The sequence below is a fragment of the Saccharothrix stipae genome, assembly GCF_054781895.1.
The window spans coordinates 346,047-365,178 of the sequence record NZ_BAAGTN010000003.1 but is presented as its reverse complement, the minus strand read 5'-3'; the positions used below and the strand labels follow the sequence as shown (position 1 = coordinate 365,178).

The window sequence follows — 19,132 nt, the reverse complement described above, 5'->3', positions numbered from 1 at the left end:
GACCGCCGAGGAGGTCGTGGCGAGTCTGTTGCAGCTGGTGGCGGTGGACGAGGAGGGCAAGCCGACACGGTGGCGGGTGGCCCTCGCCGAGCTGACCGATCAGGTCGGCGCCGAGCTGGACCGGTTCGTGGCGCATCGGCTGCTCGTCGCGGACGCCGAGGCCGACGTGCCGGTGATCTCGGTGTGTCACGAGGCGTTCCTGTCGGCGTGGTCACCGCTGGCCGAGGCCATCGAGAACAACGCCAAGGCGCTGAAGGAACGTCACGCGGTCGAGCGGGAGGCGGCTGTCCCCCGACGGCGCGGCGGTCCTGGTCGGTGGCAGTCTCCGGAACAACGCCGCCGCGATGCTGGTCGCCGCCGTCAACCCGACCGCGGTTCTCGCCACCCTGACGGGCCACACGCACGTCGTCAGCTCGGCCGCGTTCTCCGGTGACGGCAGACACCTCGCCACCATCGGGGCGGACTACGCGGTCCGCCTCTGGGATGTGCTCGACCCACGGCAACCGCTGCTCACCGGTGTGCTCTCCAACGATGTCCGCGTCCCCCTCGGCATCGAGTTCACACCGGACGGATCGGTGCTGTACGTCGCACGCGGTACAGCTGGATCGACCGGTACTCATCGGAAGGCGTCGCGTCCGAATCCGACCCGACCCATCCCAAGCAGATGCGGACCACCCGCGGCACGACGAACGGCGTCCCCACACTCCAGTTCTCGCCGACCGACGACCAACTGGCAGCCACCGACGGGCTGCGGGAGATCGTCACCTGGTCGATCGCCGACGCGAAGTCGGTGTTGGCCGACCCGGTCGCGGTCGCGTGCAACCTCGTGCACGAAGGACTGACCGAAATCGAGTGGGAGCGACAACTGCGGCAATTCGACTACCGCGCCACCTGCTGACCGCCGTCATACGCCCTGTGCCCGTGCGCTCCTGCCTGCCGGTCCGTGGAGGACCGGCAGGCAGGTGCCGGGGCGGTCAGACCGCGCGGAAACTGCCGCGCTGGATGAACGCCCAGCTGTCGTAGATCCGGTCGCCCGTGTCGGCGATGGCCAGCCGCAGGGTGTTCGGGACGCCGGGGTGCACCGACGTGCGGCAGCGCAGGATGGTGGTCATCCCGTCCGCCTGGGCGTTGGTGCCGCCGCCGGTGTTGTCCCGGAATTGCAGGGTGTTGCGGAGGTGGTTGATGGCGTTGACCGTCGCGGGCACCCGCTCGAAGCCCTTGTCGACCACCGCGCAGTTGACGCCGTTGACGAAACCGCCGAACACGTCGTTGTACTGCGAGTCGACGTACTCCAGGTACTCCTCGGACGCGAACACGAACGAGAACTCCACCGTCGACGTGGTCGGCACGAACGTGACGTCCAGCCCCGCGGTGTCGTACGTCGTCCCGCCCGCGATCGCGGACAGGGCGCTGTCACCCGGACCGCCGGTCGAGGTGCCGTAGTTGGACTGGGAGTTCGGGCCCGGCGCGCCCGACGCGGTGCCGGTGCTCAGCACCACGCCCTTCTCCAGACCGATGGAGCCGAACGGTGCCGTGAACTCCGCGACCTGGGAGCCGCCCGACGCCGTGGCCGACTGGACCGCGACCCCCGGGCCCGCGAGGAGCGTCGCGAGGTCCGCCGCCGGGCGCCCGGTGATCGTCCAGGCGTCGGGTTCGCAGCCCGGAACGGTCTTCTTCAGCAGGTTCTTCTCGAACAGCTGCGTGCGGAACTCCACGCCCTCACCGATCTCCTTGCCGAACATCTCGATCTCGAACTCGGCCAGGGCGTCCACGGAGAAGTCCAGCGAGAACCCGCAGTCCTGCGTGCCGACCGTCGCCGTGATCCCGGGTGCGACGCCGACGCCGAGCTCGAAACCGCCGTAGAACTCGGCCTCCAGGGTGGCCTGCAGTTCGGCGCTCAGGTTGACCGACGCGTCCGGGCCGGTGACGGTGTGCGTCAGCGGCGTGCCGGTGGACGTGGTGAACGGCTGGAGGTCGGCGTTGCGCAGCCGGAAACCCAGGGAGATCGTCTCCGACCGGGTCGTGTGCACCCCGATCGACGCCTCCGCGGAGCCGGTGACGTTCAGGCCGAGCTCGAACTCCGGCTCCACGTAGACCGGCACCGGCCCGATGGTGAACAGGAAACCGCGGAACTGCTGCTCGAACAGCTGGTAGTCGCGCGAGAACAGCTCGTACGCCCCGGTGACCGACACGTCGGTGACCATCGACGCGCCCAACGCCGCTTCGAAGTCCACCTCGACCCCGGACAGCAGGCCGATCTTGGCCCGCAGGTCGAGCCCGGCGGACAGGGTCAGACTGCCGGACACGCTCGCCGACGCCGATACCCCGTCGTCGGGGTTGCCGTCGATGCCGTCGACCTGGAGGTCGAACGGCGCCGTGACCGAGCCGGTGATCCCGGACGCGGCGGCGTCGGCCGCCGAGGTGACGGGCACCAGGTCGATGCCGCCGTCGTAGGTGCCCCGCAGGACCGCCTCGTCCAGCGCCGCCGGCGCGGCGGTGGCGGTGACCACGCCGCCGGACTCCGCCAGCGCGGTGACCCGGCGCAGGAAGCCCGAGGGCGCGCCGGGAGTCGGACCGGACGCCAGGACCTGCCCCACGGACAGCCCGAGCCCGGCGGCCGTGCCGGTGAACGTGACCGTGTCGGCGTCCACCCCGGTGACGGCGCCCGCCACCGGCGGGGTCAGCACCTCCAACGCCGGGTCGAGCACCACGGCGCCGGTGTAGTAGGCGAACACGTCGACCACGATGTGGGTGCTGCCCGCGTTGTTGTAGACGGTCACCGCGCCGGTCGGGCCGAGCTTGACCACGACCAGGTTGGGCCGGGTCTCGCCGGGCCGCACGTTGAGGTCCGACGCGAGCGGGCGAGGGCTGCCGCCGGGGAAGGCGGTCAGGTAGGAGGCCGCGGTGGGCTCGGTGGCGGTCAGGTTCAGCACGACCGCGGTCGGTGGCACCTCCGAGTCCGTCCCGGGCACGCCGGCCCGCCCGGCCACCTGCACGGTCCGCGTGCCGCCCGCGGTCAGCGCGCCCGACGGCCGGGTGTCCAGCAGGCGGGCGGGCGAGACCCGGGTCAGGCCGGAGCCGGTGTCGGGCACCGAACCGTCGGTCAGGTAGCCGCCGACGTCCACCACCAGGTGCACCGACCCGGCGTTGTTGTACAGCCGCACGGCACCGCCCTCGCCGACCCCGACGATCACCCGGTTGGGCACGGTGTCGCCGGGCGCGGTGTTGAGGTTGGAGGCCAGCGGCCGCGTGCCGCCCGCGGGGTAGGCGGTGATGTAGGAAGCCGCCGTCGGTTCGGTCGCCGTCACGTTCAGCACGACCGCCGACACCCCGGTCTCCGGCACCCCGCCGACCCCGGTGACGTCCAGCGCGACGGACTGACCGCCGCCGACGGCGCCGCCACCGGCCCGGGTGTCCAGCAGCCGGGCGGGTGCCAGGTCGACCAGCATGCCGGTCGGCGTCGCACCCTGCGGCACGACGTACGCCTGCACGTCGGCGATGAGGTGGGTGGCGCCCGTGTTGTTGTACAGGCTCACCGCACCCCCGGCCCCCAGGCCGACGGTCACCAGGTTCGGCGTGGTCTGGCCCGCGACGACGTTGAGGTTCGAGGCCAGCGGCCGCGGCTCGCCCGCGGGCCACGCCGTGACGAAGGTGCCCGCGGTGGCCTCGGTCGCGGTCACGTTGAGCACCACGGCCGTCGCATCCGCGGGCACGCCCGCGGTTCCGGCCACCGCGACGGCGATGGCCTGCCCACCCCCGACGGGCGCCACCGCCCCACCCCGCCCGAGCCCGGTGCGGGTGTCGAGGATGCGGACCGGCGCGACCGCGATGGTCGAACCGCCGTCGTCCGCGGCCGCGGGTAGCGCCTTCGTAGCCCGCGCGACGGGCTCCCGATCCGGCACCGCAGGCGGTGGCCGTTCCGCGAAGGCCGGTGGCCCGTTCATCCCGATGACCGCGATCAGAGCGCAGACCAACGCCGCACGCCGCTTTCGCATGACACTCCCCTTTGTTCCCAAGATCCCCGACCTGTGCTCGGGAACATCGCACACCCGCCCCACCCGTTACCGATCACCACAAGTGAGGAAACGACCACCGAAAAATGCGACCACGGTCAGTCGAAACCATTACTACAGCCCGTTCTCCGCAGTTCTCGGGAAAACCCGGACGCCGGCGAGTGCCATCACCATGGAGCCGAAGTCCCGCACAGGCCCGAGCGTCAGCGCAGCGCGCGCTCCGCGAGCAGGAGGACAATCTGCCTGGCAAGGTCGTTCATTGTGGGCTTGACGGGCGCCGACCGGCGAGGTGGCGGTCGAGGACCCGGTCGACGAGTCGAGGCGATGCGCCCAGGTAACCGGCTGGGTCGCACAGGTCCCGCCACCGCGTCGGGTCGCTGTCGTGCCCCAGGTCGCGGAGCTGTCGCACCAGGACTTCGGCGGTGTCGCCAGTGGTGGCGGTGACTTCCGTCATGATCTTCTTCGCCGCGACCCTGCCGAGCAGCGGGGTCAGCACCGCGCTGAGGCGTTCCGAGACGATGGCGCCACCGGTGAGGGCCAGGTTCTCCCTCATCCTGTCGGGGAACACCGTGAGGCCGGTGGCGAGCTCCGATGCGTTGCGCGCCGCGCCGGCGGCGAGACGCAGGGCCTCGCGCAGCGGTTGCCACTCGGCGTGCCAGCCGCCTGCCGAGCGCTCGTCGGGCACGACCATGCACTGGTGCAGCACGGAAACCAGCGCCGGCACCTGGCGGGCGGCGGTGAGGATGGCGGTGGCGTAGACGGGGTTGCGCTTCTGCGGCATGGCGGAGGAGGCGCCTCGGCCCGGTGCCGCCGGTTCGGCCAGTTCGCCGATCTCGGTGCGGGTGAGGACTTCGACGTCGGCGGCGAGCTTGCCGAGTGTGCCGGTGACCAGGCTGAGCGCGTTGGCCACGTCGACGACCGGCAGTCGGGCGCCGTGCCAGGGGATCAGCGGTGCGGTGAGTCCGAGGTCGGTGGCGAGGTGCTCGACGAGGTCGAGGCTGTCGGCCTCGGTGAACTCCTGGTAGGCGGCCAGGGTGCCGGCGGCACCGCCCAGCGACACGGGCAGCCCGTGCGAGCGCAGGTGGTCGAGGCGGTCGACGACGTCGAGCACGGCGTTGAGCCAGCCCGCCACCTTGAGGCCGAAGGTGATCGGGACGGCGTGCTGGGTCAGGGTGCGGCCGGCCATGGGTGTGTCGCGGTGCTCACGGGCCAGGCCGGCCAACGCGTCGGCGGTCCGCCGCAGGTCGCCGAGCACCCGGCCGAGCACCTCGTGGCAGATGAGCATGGTGGCGGTGTCGAGGATGTCCTGGCTCGTGCTGCCGCGGTGGACGAAGTCCGCGGCTTCCGGGTCGACCTCGGCCACGATGCCGCTCAGTTGCGCGACGAAGCCGACGGTCGGGTTGCCGGTCTCGCGGACCCGTGCGACGAGGTCGGGCCAGTCGAACGCGTCGGCGTCGATCCCGGCGAGCGCCGAGACCGTGGCGGGCGGAACCATCCCGATGCGGGCCTGCGCGCGGGCCAGCGCCTCCTCGACCCGGATCATGGCGGTCAACCAGGCGCGGTCGTCGAGCAGGTCGTCGATCCCGGTGCCCGCCCATCCGGGTGAGAGCAGACCGCTGTCTGCGAACATGTCGGTTCCCTTCAGGCGGTGGCTGGTTCGTCGACCGCGTGGGCGGTCAGGTTCAGGCACTCGCGGGCCAGCGCGTCGGCGTCGCCGAGGATGACCGAGTTGACGCCGGGTCGCACGCCCGCGGCGGTGGCCCAGTGCACGGTCTCGGTGGGCACGCCGAACGCGAAACGCCGGGGGTGCGGCCGCCGTTGCGCGTCCAGCAGCGCGTAAGGGCGCGCGGTCACGGCGATGCCCCCGGTCTCGTACCACCCGGTCGTGCGGTTCGGTATGCGGTTGAGGGTGCAGGCGCCGCGGGCGAGCAGGCGGCTCAGCAGGGGATCGGCGGTGCGGCGGGCGTCGACCTCGGGCAGCCGTGCCTCGACGAGCGTGCGAGCCCGGTACTCGGCCCCCGGCACGAGCGGGCTGCGGGCCAGGAAGCCCTGGCCGTCGTCGAGGTGCTCCACGACCATCCCCGGCCCGACGACGGTGAGGATACCGACCTCGATCAACGCCGCGGCCTGTTCGACGCGCTCGACGGGTGGGCCGATGGACAGGAAGGCGTTGAGCGGCGTGTACCAGTCATCGAGGTCGTCGCGGTAGGAGGCACCGGTGAGGCCACCGTGGTCGACCAGGAGCCGGACCTCGTTGCGCAGGTCGCGCAGGACGTCCAGGGCGGCCTTGAGCGGGCCGTCGACGTTGCCCAGGCGCGCCTCGCGGACGTCGGCGTCGAGGTAGGACAACAGCCAGTCGCGGAACGCGCCCGGTCCGGAGAACGGGGTGCGGCAGGGCGTGGCGATGGACTCCCAGTCCCACCGCGGCGCCGGTCCGAACCCGAACCGGCGCAGCAGTAGGTCCTCCGCGCCGGTCACGGGCGCCGACTCGGCCAGTTCGCGGAACTCGCGCAGGAAGCGCGCCCCTTTGAGGTCACCCGACCGGTTGGCCACGATGGTGGCGTAATAGACGGCGCGCACCTCCCGGTCGATCCAGGGCCAGATGTCGGCGCGGAAGTCCACGGGACCGGACGCGCGCAGGGCCGCGATGCGTTGCGGGGTCAGGAACAGCGGGACGTGCCGGCCCGAGACGCCCTTCTGGTTCTCGCCTCGCGCGTGGTAGGGCACCCCGCGCCGGGAGCCGGCGATCAGGTGGGGTTCCCCGCCGGAGGGCTCGTAGCGCAACCGCCCGTCCCGGTCGCGGTGGAACACCCCGCCGCGGCCGGAGGTCAGCAGCGCCAGGTGGTCGAAGAAGCTCAGGCCCAGACCGCGCAGGACGACCGATTCACCGCCGGTGACAGCGCTCAGATCGACGTCGGCCGGGTTGTGCGGGGGCACGTAGTGCAGCCCGTCGCGGACGGCGAGGTCCCGCAACCGCTGCTGCGCGGGAGTCGGTGTGATGTCGAGGTGGCCGAGGGCGAGCACGACGGAGTGCAGCCCCGTGAGCTGTTCGCCGTTCGACAAGACCACCGCCTGTAGGCCGTCGTCCTCGTCGACGAGGTCGACCGCCCGCTCGGGGTGCCGCACGATGACGAGGTTGGCGGGAGCGTGCTCGACCAGGTGCCGCAACGTCCAGTCCAGGTAGTGACCGTACAGGGCACGGGTCGGGTACGCGTCGGGACCGAGGGCGAGCGCCTCCCGGCGCACCCAGGCCGGAAGGTCCGGGAACGGGTTGAGCAAAGCGACGAAACGCGCCCACTCGTGCAGGCTGGGACCGGGCACCACGGGGCCCGCGCAGTCGACGCTGTCGTCGACGAACACGGTGACCTGGGACGCGACGGTGTTCATCAGCAGGTGCCTGGACTGGTCGGACCGCCACACCTGGCCACCGACGCCCAACCGGGGGTCCACCAAGCGCACCCTCACGGTGCGGTGCGGGATCTCGCGTGCGTTGGCGCAGAGCCGTTCGAGCACCGACAAACCGCGTGGGCCGACTCCCACGAGGCAGATGTCACGAACGTCCCGGGGACCGCCGGGTTCGCTCGCACGCGTGACGGTGAGGTGACCGCTCATCGCAGAAGTGTCCTGGTCCGGTGGTGGACTGCGGAGCACGGAACCACGAAGCGGCAGTCGACGCCTGCCGCGTCGATGACGAACACCCACGGGATCCACCGTCGCTCGTCGCGCCGGCAGCTTCGGACTACCGTCCTGGCACCCCGATGCCGACGTGTCGACCGTGGTGCCCCGCGCTCCGGACCGTCTCGGCCAGCCGGTACTGGTCGATGAAGTTGTGGTGGACCCGCTGCAGCGCCAACGTCCTGCCATGACGCCGCGTGAGTGGCCCGACTGTGCCCTCATGCCGATGAGCGGATGTTCGGGGCTCCGCTGCCAGCCCGAGAACTGCAGCAACACCTGCGCCGGCGCAACGCCAGCGCCCGCCACCCCGACCTCCTCGCCGCCCAACGCCGCGAACGAGCACGCATCCGCGGCGAACGACGCCAGAACTGGGCCGACGCGGATGGACGAGGCCGGCGTTCAGCGGAGCACGACCGAACCGGCACGGGTGTCGGGTCGGGGCAGGGTTTCGAAACTTGGGTTGCGTAAATGCACGACTACCGGCTACGGTATTTACGACACCTCAGTATCGTAAAACAGGGGAAACGATGCACATCTCCCGCGGTCGGCCCCGTGACAGCGACGCGGACCGACGCATCCTTCGAGCCGCCCGGGACGCGCTGTTCACCGCCGGCTACGCCGGACTGGCCATCGACGAGGTGGCCCAGCGCGCCGGGGTGGCCAAGACCACGCTCTACCGGCGCTGGCCGACCAAGGACCACCTCGCCATCGCCGTGTACGCCGACATGCTCGACCGTGACGTGCCGGTCACCGACACCGGTGACGTGGGCGCCGATCTGAGCGCCTACCTCAAGCAGATCGCCGCCGCCCTGCACAGGGTGCGCCAGGCCGGGCGCCCCGCCGACGACACCGACCCGTCCGCCGGCATCGTCGCGGAACTCGTGGCGGCCGCGGCCCGGCACGCCGACGTCGGGCAGGCCATGCGCGGCCTGTACGCGCGTCGGATCAAGCTCGCCGTCGAACTCGTCGAGCGCGCCACCCAGCGCGGCGAACTGCGGGCAGGGACCGACCCGGTGCTGCTGCTCGATCAGCTGGCCGGCGCCCTCTACTACCGCGTGCTCATCACCGGCGCGCCGGTCGACGACATCTACCTCGAACGTCTCGTCACCGCCGCCCTCGACGGCGCCATGTCCACAAAGGAGCAACGATGACCCTCACCGAGCACCCGGCCCAACCGCAGCGGCGTGAGGAGAAGCCGAGGCGGAAGCGCCTGCTCGTGGTCGCGATCCTTGTGCTGGCCACCCTCGCCGGGTACGCCGTCTGGAGCAACGCCGTTCCGTACACCCTCCGCGCCTCGATCGAGATCGACGCCACGCCCGACGAGGTGTGGTCGGTGCTGACCGACCTGGATGCCTACGACGAGTGGAACCCCTTCATCGTCTCCTCCAGCGGCACCGTCGAGGTCGGTGCCACCCTGACCAACACCATGCGCGACGCCACCGGGGAAACCACGTTCACACCCACCGTGCTGACCGTGACGCCAGGCCGTGAGCTGCGGTGGCAGGGCAAGGTCGGCCTGGGCGCCGTGTTCGACGGCGAGCACTCCTTCCTGATCGAACCGGTGCGGCCCGGCCGGGTCAGACTCACCCAGACCGAACACTTCTCGGGTGTCCTGGTGCCGTTCTTCCGGGGACAGTTGCACGACAACACACTGCCCCAGTTCCGCGCCATGAACGACGCCCTGGCCCAGCGCGTCAACACTCGCTGACCCGCTGCTCTCACGGGGTATTGGCGTACTGCCTGGCCGACATCGCGGTGCTGCGGGCCGAACCGGGCGTGTTCGGTCCGGTCGCCTCCGGCCTGACGGTGACACGGCTGATCGACGACCTGACCCGTGACTGCGACGCGGCACTGGCCGCGGTGCACGCCGCCCGCGCCGGAGGGCGGGCGGCGGCAGCCGGACCAGGCCCTTCGCGGTCCCGCGAACCGCTGGAGCTTCCGACCGGCGATCGGGATCCGGCCGGGTCCCCTTGCCCGACACCGGGACGACCGGAGTGTCGCCGCGCCGCTACAGGCAAGCCGAATCATCCCTGCGGTAAGGCATCCGTTCGTCCATGCCACACCGTCGTGCGTTCCTGTCCGTGGATCCGGGTCAGAAGCCGCCGCTGTCGCTGTCGTACGCGTCGCGGATGCGCTGCTGGTGCAGTTCGTACTCGGTCTTGTAGCTACTGCTGACCCGCAGCAGTGCCCGCCGGTCCGAATCCAGCAGGCCGGTCGCCGGGTGCGGCGGCAACCCGGCGCAGTGCTCCCGGAACAGCTCCGGCGGGTCGGGGAAGGCGCGACCGACGAGCCCTGGTCACGGCGACCGACGAGTCCGCGAAGGGCGCGGGACCCGACCGCACCGGCAACCCAGGTCAGCCCTGCAGCGGCTGCTTGAGTTCCGGCACCCGGTCCGCGCCGTAGAGGGTGCCGAGTGCCGTGTCGACGAGTTGGTCCACGGTGACGCCACGCTGCCCGGCGACGGTCTTGAGCGCCTCGTCACCGGCGGCCATCAGCGGTCGGGCGTCGAAGCGCCAGGAGCCGGACTCCTTGTGGAACGGCAGTTCCACGCCGGCGGACTGGCCGCGCGAGGTCATGTCCGCCCGCGCCGTTTCGCCGTCCACGACCACCGTGCCCAGGTCCACGTTGGCCAGGCTGTTCTCGCTCACCATGCCCTTCGCCACGGCGGCGGACACCAGTTGTTCGGCCGACATGCCCCGGAGCTCGTCGGCGCCGAACTCGGCGCGCAGCACGTAGACCAGCATCGACGAGGTGGCACCGTGCTCGCGCACCTGCTGCTCCGAACCGGTGAGCGCGAGGTCGCGGGCCTTGGTGTAGTAGCCCAGCATGTCCTGCGACAGCAGCGCGGCCGCGGCGACGCCGTCCTTCGCCTTGGCCGCCTCCCGGTAGTCGGCGAAGGTCTTGCGGATCGCCTTCTCCTCGGCCGCGGCGTCGACCGACGGCGCAGTGGTGGCGGTGGTCGCCGACGAGGAGGACGTGGCGGTCGGAGTTCCGCCACCGCACGCGCCGACGAGCAGGACCGCGGCGACGACGAGCAGGGCGGGAGCAGTTCTGTTCACGCACCGCAGCGTACGTGGCGAGGGGTAGCGGTCCGGACCTCGGCCGCGGTGGCACCGGCCTCGGTCACGGCCGCCGTCACGCGCCGAGCGGCCGAAGCCCGCGGGTGCGGGGTCCGGCCGCCTCGTCGGGTGGGCGGGCTCATCACCCGACCGGGTAGCGCTCGACCTCCAGGCGCGGCTGCGGGTCGTTGTTGTACCGGGTGACCACGAACAGCGTCCGCTGGTCCGCCGACCACGCCAGGCCGCGCGGCTGCACCGTCTCACCGCTGTCCAGCGAGACGGTGTTCACCGGAGTCGCGCCGCCGACGCGGTAGACCAGCACGTCGTTGGCGTCGTTGGTCAGCGCTCCCGCGGCCACGTACGCGCTGTCCGGCGACAACGACACCGCGGCGGGTCGAGGCCGGGTCGCGTACGCACCCCGGCGAGCCAGGTCCGCCGTCGCGAACGCCTCCACCCGGTCACGGGACCCGGCCGCGCTGAACAGCGTCGCCCCGTCACCGGTCACGTCGAGGTCCGCGAGCCCGGCGCCGACCACGTCACCGGACGTCCCCGCGGTCAGCGCTCCGCCCGAGAGCGTGTAGACCTGCACGGTCGACTGGCTCAACGACAACTGCCCGGCCACCAGCGGCCCGGCCTCGGCGCCGGACGACGCCAGCAGCGGAGCCCGCTGGAACCGCGTGGCACCTTGCTGCTCGCCCCGCACCGGCTCGGCCGCCGCCGGGTCCAGCTTGCCGATCTTGCCCGACCAGTTGCCGTCCACGCAGCCGTAGCCGAACCACACCACGCCCCCGGTGCGGGCCAGGTGCGTCGGGCACGACCCCGCCCCGGTGGAGTACCGCGCGGTCTCCGCCAGGGTCGACGTGTCGATCACCGAGATGCCGTCGCCCGCCGACAGCGCCACGAACAGCCGCGTGCCGTCCGCGCTCAACTCCAAGCCGTCGGCCCCCGGCTGGTTCTCGATCACCGTGCGGACCCGGCCGGAGAAGTCCGCCACCGCGATGCCGTTGGACGACGCCCCACCGGAGACGAACACCCGCTGACGCGCGCTGTCGACCGCCACGTCACCGAATCCCGACAACGGCAGCGCCGGTGCCGCCGACGCCGCCGGCGCCGAGAGCACCGACGCCGCCGTCAGCACGGCGACCCCGAATCCCACCACTGCGCCTCGCCCCATGACTCCCCCTCCGCAGTCGGCCCCGGGACCTCCCCCCGAGCCGTGTCAACCGTCCGCTTCCCGCGTCTCCAGCAACACGGGTATGTCCTCGTGCCGGGTGGTCTCCATCGTCATGACCACCTTCCGGTCGCACGCGCCCGCCAGCCAGACCATGAACCGCTCCAACGAGCCGAAGTGCTCGCCGCCGGCGATCTCCTCCGGGTCGAAGCTGAACTCGATCTCCGCCACGTCGACGAAGAAGCAGTCGAACCACATCTCCCCCACCCGGACGGCCAGCCGCGCGGACATGTCCTCCACTTCCGCCAGGGCGAAGTACTCGGACACCGAGAACCGCTCCACCGGGCGCGGCTCACCGTTGACCTCGAACTGGTGCTCCCAGGACGAGGCCGCGACCGCGCGCACCAGGCGCTCCCAGACCGGCAGGCCGGCGTCCAGCACGCACACGTCGCGCAGCGAGCCGTCCACCTCGAAGTCCTCCGGGCGGAAGCCGCCGCTGATCTCGACCCGACCTGTCACAGGAACCCCTCGAAAGTGATGCCGCCACCACGCATGCTCCACCTGGCCCCGACACCGTTGCCCATCTTGATGTCCAACGTAGACCCGCCGTAGTGCGCCGCCGCGTTGTGGTTGAGCCTCCTCGTCGCCCTGGGATCGGTCAGGATCTCCTCGACGTACGTCTGCCCCAGGAAGTTGCGGTCGACGTTGGTGGTCGCGCCGAAGTCGTACTTGTCCCGCTGCGCCTGCGAGCGGTTGGGGGCGCTGTGCTTCTGGATCGACTCCCCCGCGCGGGACAACTTCCTGGGCGAACCCCCGTCGGTCGCCACCTTGTGCAGTTGGTCCGGCGCGGCGTTGTCCAGAGCGCAGTTGTGGACCAGGACCGGGACGTCACCCGCGTGGATGTAGTAGGTGTGGATGCCGGCGACCGTGAGGTTGTGGACCTTCTTCCGCTCGGTCCACGTCCTGGTCGACACCACCGACAGCCGGCCGCCGCGGTCGCTGAGCACCTGGTCACCGGGCCGCAGGTCCTGCGCGTCGATCCAGCGGCCCTGGTCGTCCACCCAGAAGGGGTGCTTGTCGGTCGCGATCACCGCGCCGGTGGCGGTGCTGCCGGGCCCGTCCGTGTCGACGGTGATCTCGACCAGGTTCTTCGTTCCCCGACCGGTGATCAGCGCGATCACCGGCTTGACGACCGCGCCACCGGTCTCCGGGTCGGTGGCCAGCACCTCGTCGCCGAGGCGCACGTCCTCGATCGGCTTGCGGGTCCCGTCCGCCATCGCCACGGTCGCGCCCGGCGCGAAGCTGTTGCACGTCGAGGACTTCGACCTGCCACCGCTGCCGCCGGCGCTCTTCGTGGCGCTGGTGCCGCCGCCGTTGGCCGCCTTGCCACCGCCCGAGCCGCCGCCGGAGGCCTTCTTCCCCGTCGACGCCGTGCCGCCGGCCTTGCCGCCCCCGCCACCGGAGGGTTTGCCACCGCTCGCGCCGCCGGCTTTCGGCGCCGGTTTCGGCGCGGGCGCCGCCTTCGCGCCGTTCGCCCCGGCATCGGCCGCCTGGCCGGCCGTCTTCGCCGTGCTCTGCCCGGCGGTCGCCGCCTTCGCGCCGCCCTGCGCCGCCTCGGCGCCCTTGACCGCGTACTTGCCCGCCTTCACCGCGGTGGCGCCCCACCCGGCGAACGGCACCGCGGCCGCCGCGGACAACGCGGCGTTGGCGTAGTCGCCGTCGGAGGCGTACCAGGCGGCGTTCGCCAGGTCCGCGGCCTCGCCGACCACGGGGATCACGCCGACGACGTCGAGCGCCGCGTGCCCGACCTCCTTGGCGTTGTCCTTCACCCAGTCGGCGGCGTCGTCGAGCCAGCCGTGGCCGTCGATCTCCACCTGCGACAGCGGGTTGCCGGCGCCGAAGGCGTAGCGGTTGTTGGTCCACGGGTCGGTGGTCATGCCGAGGTCGGCGAGCGCACCGTTGTAGAGGTCGAGCGTCAGGAACCGGTTCAGGCCGGGCGAGTAGTCCCGGAACCCCATGTCGTAGGTGTCGGTGCTCTTGTCGTGCCGGGCCGTGTTGAACCGGTAGGAGTTCTCCTCCGGCTTGTCCGGGTTCGCCTGGTCGGGCTTGTCCTCGCCGGAGAACTCCTGCTCGTCGTCCTTGCCGTAGGCGGTGTAGCCGTAGGTGGACTTCGTGTCGCCTTGCGAGTCGGTGACCTGCTCGACGTCGGAGTGCGGGTTGAACCCGTAGACCGAGTCCTCCTCGCTCCCGTCGTCGGCGTACTTGACCTGCGCGAGCAGCTCGCCGTCGTTGGAGTACTGGTAGGACTTGCGGAGCTTGCCGTTCTCGTCCTCGGTCAGGACCTGGTCGGACAGGCCGAGGTAGTGCAACGCCGTGGTCTTGTCGCCCTCGACCTTGGTCTGCTGCCGGTCCAGCGGGTCGTAGGTGTACCTGGTGGTCTTCGGGCCGGAGCCCTCCTCCTTGACGTGCTCCACCTTGCGGTCGAACCCGTCGTAGGTGTACTTCTCCAGCTGCTCGCCGGACTGGGTCACCTGGTGCAGGCGACCGAACGCGTCGTAGTCGTAGTTCGCCCGCTGCCCGTCCGTGGTGGACGACACCAGCCGGTTGCGGTCGTAGTCGAACGCGGTGTGCGCGCCGCCGACCCGCTGGTCCCAGACGTTGCCGTTGTCGTCGTGCTTGTACTCCTCGGTGCGCTCGCCCGCGCCGCCGCCCTTCTTCGTCACCTTCCGCACCCGGTCGCGCGGGTCGTAGGTGTACGTCGCGTCGGCGTTGATGGTCGCGCCGTGGTCGTCGGCGTTCTGCTTCCTGCCGTCGTCGCGGACCTTGTTGGAGTTGGAGTCGTATTCCAGGTTGTGCTCGACGACGACCTGCCCGCCGTCCTTCTTCTTCTCCAGCTGCCGGCGCAGCAGCCCGTCGAGGTAGTAGGTGTAGTCGACGGTGTTGCCGTTGCTCTTGACGTGCCGCTCGACGTGCCCGCGCGGGGTGTAGGCGAAGGAGTTGACCTTGCCCTGGTCGCCGTCGTCCTTCTTGTTGGTGACCTTGGTGACCAGGTCGCGGGCGTTGTACTCGTAGAGCGCCGACTTCCCGTCGAACTTGGCGAACGTCAGGTTGTCGTTCTCGTCGTAGCGGTAGTCGGTGGTGTGCTCGACCGCGCCACCCTTGAGCTCCTCGACCTTCTCCGCCAGGTTCACCGCGTTGTACGCGATGCGGTACGCGTCGATCGGCGAGTTCGGCGTGGAGTCGGTCATCTCCACGAGGTTGTCGTTCGGGTCGTACCGGTGCTCGAAGACCTTCTTCTCGTTGTCGGCGTCGGCGCTGTTGTCGCGGACCAGCTGGACGGCGTCGGCGGCCACGGTGCCGTTGGCCCGGCCGGACAGCGTGATGGTGCGGGACTGCCCCGCCGACATGGCGTACTTGCCGATGCTGGTCCACTCGCCGGCCCGCTGGGTCTGGTCGACCCGCGCGGTGCTCGTGCCGCCGTTGTGCTCGACGGTGTACGCGGCGTCCGTGGCGGTCCCGCCGGGGTGGCGCACCAGCACGTCGTACGTGCCGTCGGCGGGCACCGCGGCCTTCCAGGCGAACGCGGCGTCGTCGGCGTCGGTGGCGCGGTACGCGGCGCCTTGGAAACCCCTGCCGGACTCCTCGGTGCGCCAGTTCCCCGTCACGTGGGTCCGCGCCGCGTTGGAGTTGTCCACGACGACGACGTTGCGACCCACCGGCACGCCTTCGTCGGAGCGCTTCTTGAGCTTCCCGTCGGGGAAGTACTCCCACGTCTCCACGCGCTGCGCCCCGCCGCCCGCACTGGTCACCGTGCGGTTGGACTGCTGCCCGGTGGCGGTGTAGTCGTAGGTCGTCTTGATGTCCCACGGGTCGGTGGACGCGCGCAACCACCCGTTGTCGTAGTACGTCTGCCTGGTGATGTTGCGGACCGACTCGCCGTGCGACGGCGGTGCGCTGACCTCCACCAGGTCGCCGACCTCGTCGTAGGTCTTGATCGTGCCGACCGGCGTCTTGTGCTCCGCGTCGTCCGGGTCGTAGGGCAGGATCTCCTCGCGCACCCGGTTGAGCTCGTCGTAGACGGTCTCGGCGACGAAGTCGTCGGCCTGGTCCGGGGTGTCCACCCCGCGCGGGTTGGTCGTGCGGGTCAGGTTGCCGACCTGGTCGTACTCGTACCGGGTGGTGAAGTACCGGATCGTGCCGCCGTCGGAGCTGTGCGGCGAGCGGACCTCCCGCTGCATGCCGCGCTCGTCCAGCTCGATGAGCGTCTCGTTGCCCTGCTCGTCGGTGCTCGCCACGACGTTGCCGTCGCGGTCGTACCGCGTCTTCGCCGAGTGGCCGTCCGCGTCGACGGTCTCCAGCACCTGGTGGTTGGCGTCGAAGACGTACCTGGTGGTGAAGTCGTCGGGGTCGGGCGACTTGTTCTTGCGCGCGTCGACCTCCTTGACGAGGTTGCCGACGGCGTCGTACTCCGCGCTGATCACGTTGCCGTTGACGTCGACGGCCCGGATGGTCCGGTCGAGCTCGTCGTAGGTGAACGTGTAGGTGAAGTCGTCCGGGTCCTGCGGCGTCAGCATCCCCTTGGGTTCGGTCTGCTTGAGCAGGTTGCCGACCGCGTCGTAGGCGAACGTGGTCAGCTTCTCCGGACCACTCGGGTCGTCCTTGGGCGCGTAGACGCCGACCTGCCGGTCCATCGCGTCGTAGACGGCACGGGTGACGGCGCCGTTCGCCGCGGTGCTGGTCACCACGTTGTCGTTGCGGTCGTACCGCGGTCCCGGCGTGACGATGTAGGCCCCGGCCGCCTGGTCCTTCGGCTCGCGCGTGTCGAGCGGGCGCTTGAAGATGTCGTAGGTGTAGCTGCCGGTCTTGCCGCGTGCGTCGGTGATGGAGGTGACGTTGCCGACGTCGTCGTAGCGGTAGGCCGTGGTGCAGTTGAGGGGGTCGGTGATCAGCCGCGGGTAGCCGTTGGCGTCGTAGTCACCGTACTTGGTGGTGTTGCCGTTGGCGTCGGTCTGCTCGATCAGGTGGCCGAAGCCGTCGTAGGAGTAGCGCGACGTGTAGTCGTCCCCGTCCGGGGTCGCGTTGCCCTTCGGGTCGGTGACGGCGAGCAGGTTGCCCTTGTCGTCGTACGTGAACGTCCACTTGCGACCTTCGGGGGTGACCTTCTCGGTCAGGTCGGCCACGTGCCCGCCGAGTTCGGTGCGGTAGCCCAGGCGGGTGGCCGGGCCGTTCGTCCGGTTCGCCTCCGCGTCGCGGATCTCCAGCGGGAAGCCGGTGTTCTGGTCGTAGGACCAGCTCTGCGTGGCGCCGTTGTGCTCGACCAGGCGGATGACGTTGTTGTCGGCGTCCCAGTGCAGGTGGGTGGTCTCGTCCTTGGCGTTGGTGATGCGCTCGGCCCGCCCGTAGCCGTCGAGCAGGGTGCGGGTGGTGTGGCCGTTGCCGTCCACCAGGGCGGAGTCGACCTTCGAGCCCCGGTCGCCGTCCGGGTCGACGTAGTCGAAGCCGGTCGTGGCCTGGCCCCGGTCCGTGACGGTCCGGACGTTCCACTTGCGCAGCGCTTCACCGGCGCCGGTGAAGTAGTCCACCCTGGTGGTGCCGCCGTTCGGGTCCACCACGGACAGCAGCTTGGCGTTGGCCTCGTCGTAGAAGAACGTGAAGGGCTTGGCGTCGGGGTTGCCCAGCCCGTCCACGACCTCGCCCAGGTGCCCCTTGTCGGTGTAGGTCAACGCCACCACCCGACCGGACACGTCGGTGACGGACTTGAGCTTGTCGATGATGAACAGGTTGTCCAGGTTCGTCCCGGTCAGCTTCCTGCCGCCCAGGATGTACGAGAACGCGTCGCCGCGCTGGTAGTAGTCCAGCGTCAGCGTGCGGCGCCCGGTGGCGTCGGTGACGTGCTTGAGCACACCGGTGTTGCGGTTGCCCAGCAACGCCCGCTCGTAGGTGAACGACATGGTGTTGCCGCTCTTGTCCACCGTCGCCGTGTGGTAGCCCTGCGCGTCGAAGAAGAACTCCGTGCGCTCCGGCGTGGTGAACACCCAGCGCCGCTCGTCACCGCCACCCGGGAGGTACCGCAGGTACAGGTGCACGCCGGCCGGCGCGTCGTAGGTCCAGTTCCGGCTGTCGGCGCTGTCGTGCTTGTTCAGCTCGAACACGTGCCCGGTGCCGTCGCCGTCGACCAGGCTCACCGTGGTCGGCCAACCGAGCAGCCCCGGCAGGAGGCCGCCGAACTCCAGCGGTGTGCCCAGCCTGTTCAGGGTCGACGCGGTGACCGACCACCCGGGGCCGGCGTAGGAGTTCGAGGTGTCCGAGGAGTTGTAGGACAGCCGGCTGAAGCTCGCCAGGCCGCGGCTGGGGTTGGTCAGCACGTCGTAGTTCCACACGGCGTTGCCGGAGAACTGGTTGACCGACAGGTCTCCGCCCGCGCCGGTGGGCAGGCTGGCGTAGGAGTAGAAGTGCTCCAGCCCGAGCTGGTCGGAAGTCGGCTCCTCCACGCGCACGTCGAGGTCGAGCGTGGGCACGCCCGCCGTCTCGGACAGCCACCTGCGGGTGGTGTTGTCGTAGACGTCCCACCGCAGCGTGAACTGCTCGCGGTCGTTGCCGATGTCGGCCAGCTCCGGGGACTTCACGCGTGCGTCGAGGGTGACCTCCGCGCCCGGCGCCACGTTCGCCGGCAACGCCGTGTCCAGCCGGTTCCCCGCCGTGGCGTCGCCGCCGTTGGGCAGGGTCCAGTGGTAGGACAGCACGTGCCTGCCCGCCACCAGCGGTGACTGCGTGGTGTTGCGGACGGTCACCCGCACCGGGTGTTCGTCGCCCGGGATCATCCGCCGCGGCGTGTCCGGTGCCGCGTAGGCAGCGGACGGCTGATCCGCCTGGATCGGCCTGCTCTCCGGCGCCTGGGCGGACGATTCGGGCGCCTCCGCCGCCACGGCCACCTGGGTGCACCTCGGTGACGGTGGCGCGGCCACCCTGGGTGTGGCTTCGGCGGCCCTCGCGGCCGGTGCCGGCACCGGTGACAACCCGGCCGCCACCAGCGCGAGCAGCGAAGCGGCAGACCAGAACAGACGTGCTTTCCCCTTGTTCACGCGTTTCCCCCCGCGCCGTGCGCAGGCACGCTCCACCCATCGGCGGCCCCCGAAGAACGCCGCCGACGTGAGCACCTGCGTTCCACCCCTGCGAACAACGAGGCCTCATGATCCCCACCAAGGCGGCCTCGC

The 19,132-nt window shown here is 70.9% G+C and carries 12 protein-coding genes and 1 pseudogene; 5 read left to right on the top strand and 8 right to left on the bottom strand.

Features of this window, described 5'->3' with window-relative positions; genetic code table 11:
- Positions 1-16 precede the first annotated feature (16 nt).
- Complete coding sequence (locus ACYVLT_RS08360) at positions 17-433, top strand: nSTAND1 domain-containing NTPase (protein WP_461119542.1); 417 nt, start codon at positions 17-19, stop codon at positions 431-433.
- The gene (locus ACYVLT_RS08355) at positions 345-842 is read left to right on the top strand and encodes a WD40 repeat domain-containing protein (RefSeq protein ID WP_461119541.1); all 498 of its coding nucleotides are present in this window, start codon (positions 345-347) and stop codon (positions 840-842) included. The genes ACYVLT_RS08360 and ACYVLT_RS08355 overlap by 89 nt, the downstream gene beginning before the upstream one ends.
- A 132-nt stretch (positions 843-974) precedes the next feature.
- Here the strand turns inward: ACYVLT_RS08355 and ACYVLT_RS08350 are convergent, their stop codons facing one another.
- The 3 genes from ACYVLT_RS08350 to ACYVLT_RS08340 all read right to left on the bottom strand — a co-directional run bounded on the left by ACYVLT_RS08350 (position 975) and on the right by ACYVLT_RS08340 (position 7,625).
- On the bottom strand, positions 975-3,995 hold the full coding sequence (locus tag ACYVLT_RS08350) for a choice-of-anchor L domain-containing protein (protein ID WP_461119540.1): 3,021 nt from the start codon (positions 3,993-3,995) through the stop codon (positions 975-977).
- A 274-nt stretch (positions 3,996-4,269) separates the two neighbouring features.
- A complete protein-coding gene (gene pcaB / locus ACYVLT_RS08345) occupies positions 4,270-5,643 on the bottom strand; it encodes a 3-carboxy-cis,cis-muconate cycloisomerase (protein WP_461119539.1) in 1,374 nt (457 codons plus the stop codon).
- A gap of 11 nt (positions 5,644-5,654) precedes the next feature.
- On the bottom strand, positions 5,655-7,625 hold the full coding sequence (locus ACYVLT_RS08340) for an FAD/NAD(P)-binding protein (protein WP_461119538.1): 1,971 nt from the start codon (positions 7,623-7,625) through the stop codon (positions 5,655-5,657).
- Between the two features lie 590 nt (positions 7,626-8,215).
- Here ACYVLT_RS08340 and ACYVLT_RS08335 point away from each other — a divergent pair.
- The 3 genes and pseudogenes from ACYVLT_RS08335 to ACYVLT_RS08325 form a co-directional block, all read left to right on the top strand.
- Positions 8,216-8,839, top strand: a complete 624-nt coding sequence (locus ACYVLT_RS08335) for a TetR/AcrR family transcriptional regulator (protein ID WP_461119537.1) — start codon at positions 8,216-8,218, stop codon at positions 8,837-8,839.
- Positions 8,836-9,396 carry an SRPBCC family protein gene (locus ACYVLT_RS08330; protein WP_461119536.1) on the top strand — a complete coding sequence of 187 codons (561 nt, stop codon included), beginning with the start codon at positions 8,836-8,838 and terminating at the stop codon, positions 9,394-9,396. Before ACYVLT_RS08335 ends, ACYVLT_RS08330 begins: the two co-directional genes overlap by 4 nt.
- Positions 9,397-9,425: 29 nt before the next feature.
- Positions 9,426-9,611 (top strand): annotated as a pseudogene (locus ACYVLT_RS08325) (IS1380 family transposase); the annotation flags it as partial.
- A 169-nt stretch (positions 9,612-9,780) separates the two neighbouring features.
- On the opposite strand, the gene ACYVLT_RS08320 reads toward ACYVLT_RS08325, so the two are convergent.
- The 5 genes from ACYVLT_RS08320 to ACYVLT_RS08300 all read right to left on the bottom strand — a co-directional run bounded on the left by ACYVLT_RS08320 (position 9,781) and on the right by ACYVLT_RS08300 (position 19,000).
- Positions 9,781-9,921 carry a hypothetical protein gene (locus ACYVLT_RS08320; RefSeq protein ID WP_461119574.1) on the bottom strand — a complete coding sequence of 47 codons (141 nt, stop codon included), beginning with the start codon at positions 9,919-9,921 and terminating at the stop codon, positions 9,781-9,783.
- Positions 9,922-10,042: 121 nt separating this feature from the next.
- Positions 10,043-10,747 (bottom strand): hypothetical protein, encoded by a 705-nt coding sequence (locus ACYVLT_RS08315; protein WP_461119535.1) that lies wholly within the window; start codon positions 10,745-10,747, stop codon positions 10,043-10,045.
- 142 nt (positions 10,748-10,889) lie between these two features.
- Entirely contained in the window at positions 10,890-11,921 is a 1,032-nt protein-coding gene (locus ACYVLT_RS08310; protein WP_461119534.1) for a YncE family protein, read from the bottom strand.
- A 45-nt stretch (positions 11,922-11,966) separates the two neighbouring features.
- A complete protein-coding gene (locus ACYVLT_RS08305; protein WP_461119533.1) occupies positions 11,967-12,437 on the bottom strand; it encodes a hypothetical protein in 471 nt (156 codons plus the stop codon).
- On the bottom strand, positions 12,434-19,000 hold the full coding sequence (locus tag ACYVLT_RS08300) for a golvesin C-terminal-like domain-containing protein (protein ID WP_461119532.1): 6,567 nt from the start codon (positions 18,998-19,000) through the stop codon (positions 12,434-12,436). The genes ACYVLT_RS08305 and ACYVLT_RS08300 overlap by 4 nt, the downstream gene beginning before the upstream one ends.
- Positions 19,001-19,132 lie beyond the last annotated feature (132 nt).

Coding starts and splice junctions, on each gene's coding strand:
- ACYVLT_RS08340 (WP_461119538.1), bottom strand. CDS start 7,625: ATGAGCGGTCACCTCACCGTCACGCGTGCGAGCGAACCCGGCGGTCCC.
- ACYVLT_RS08335 (WP_461119537.1), top strand. CDS start 8,216: ATGCACATCTCCCGCGGTCGGCCCCGTGACAGCGACGCGGACCGACGC.
- ACYVLT_RS08310 (WP_461119534.1), bottom strand. CDS start 11,921: ATGGGGCGAGGCGCAGTGGTGGGATTCGGGGTCGCCGTGCTGACGGCG.
- pcaB (WP_461119539.1), bottom strand. CDS start 5,643: ATGTTCGCAGACAGCGGTCTGCTCTCACCCGGATGGGCGGGCACCGGG.
- ACYVLT_RS08350 (WP_461119540.1), bottom strand. CDS start 3,995: ATGCGAAAGCGGCGTGCGGCGTTGGTCTGCGCTCTGATCGCGGTCATC.
- ACYVLT_RS08330 (WP_461119536.1), top strand. CDS start 8,836: ATGACCCTCACCGAGCACCCGGCCCAACCGCAGCGGCGTGAGGAGAAG.
- ACYVLT_RS08355 (WP_461119541.1), top strand. CDS start 345: ATGCTGGTCGCCGCCGTCAACCCGACCGCGGTTCTCGCCACCCTGACG.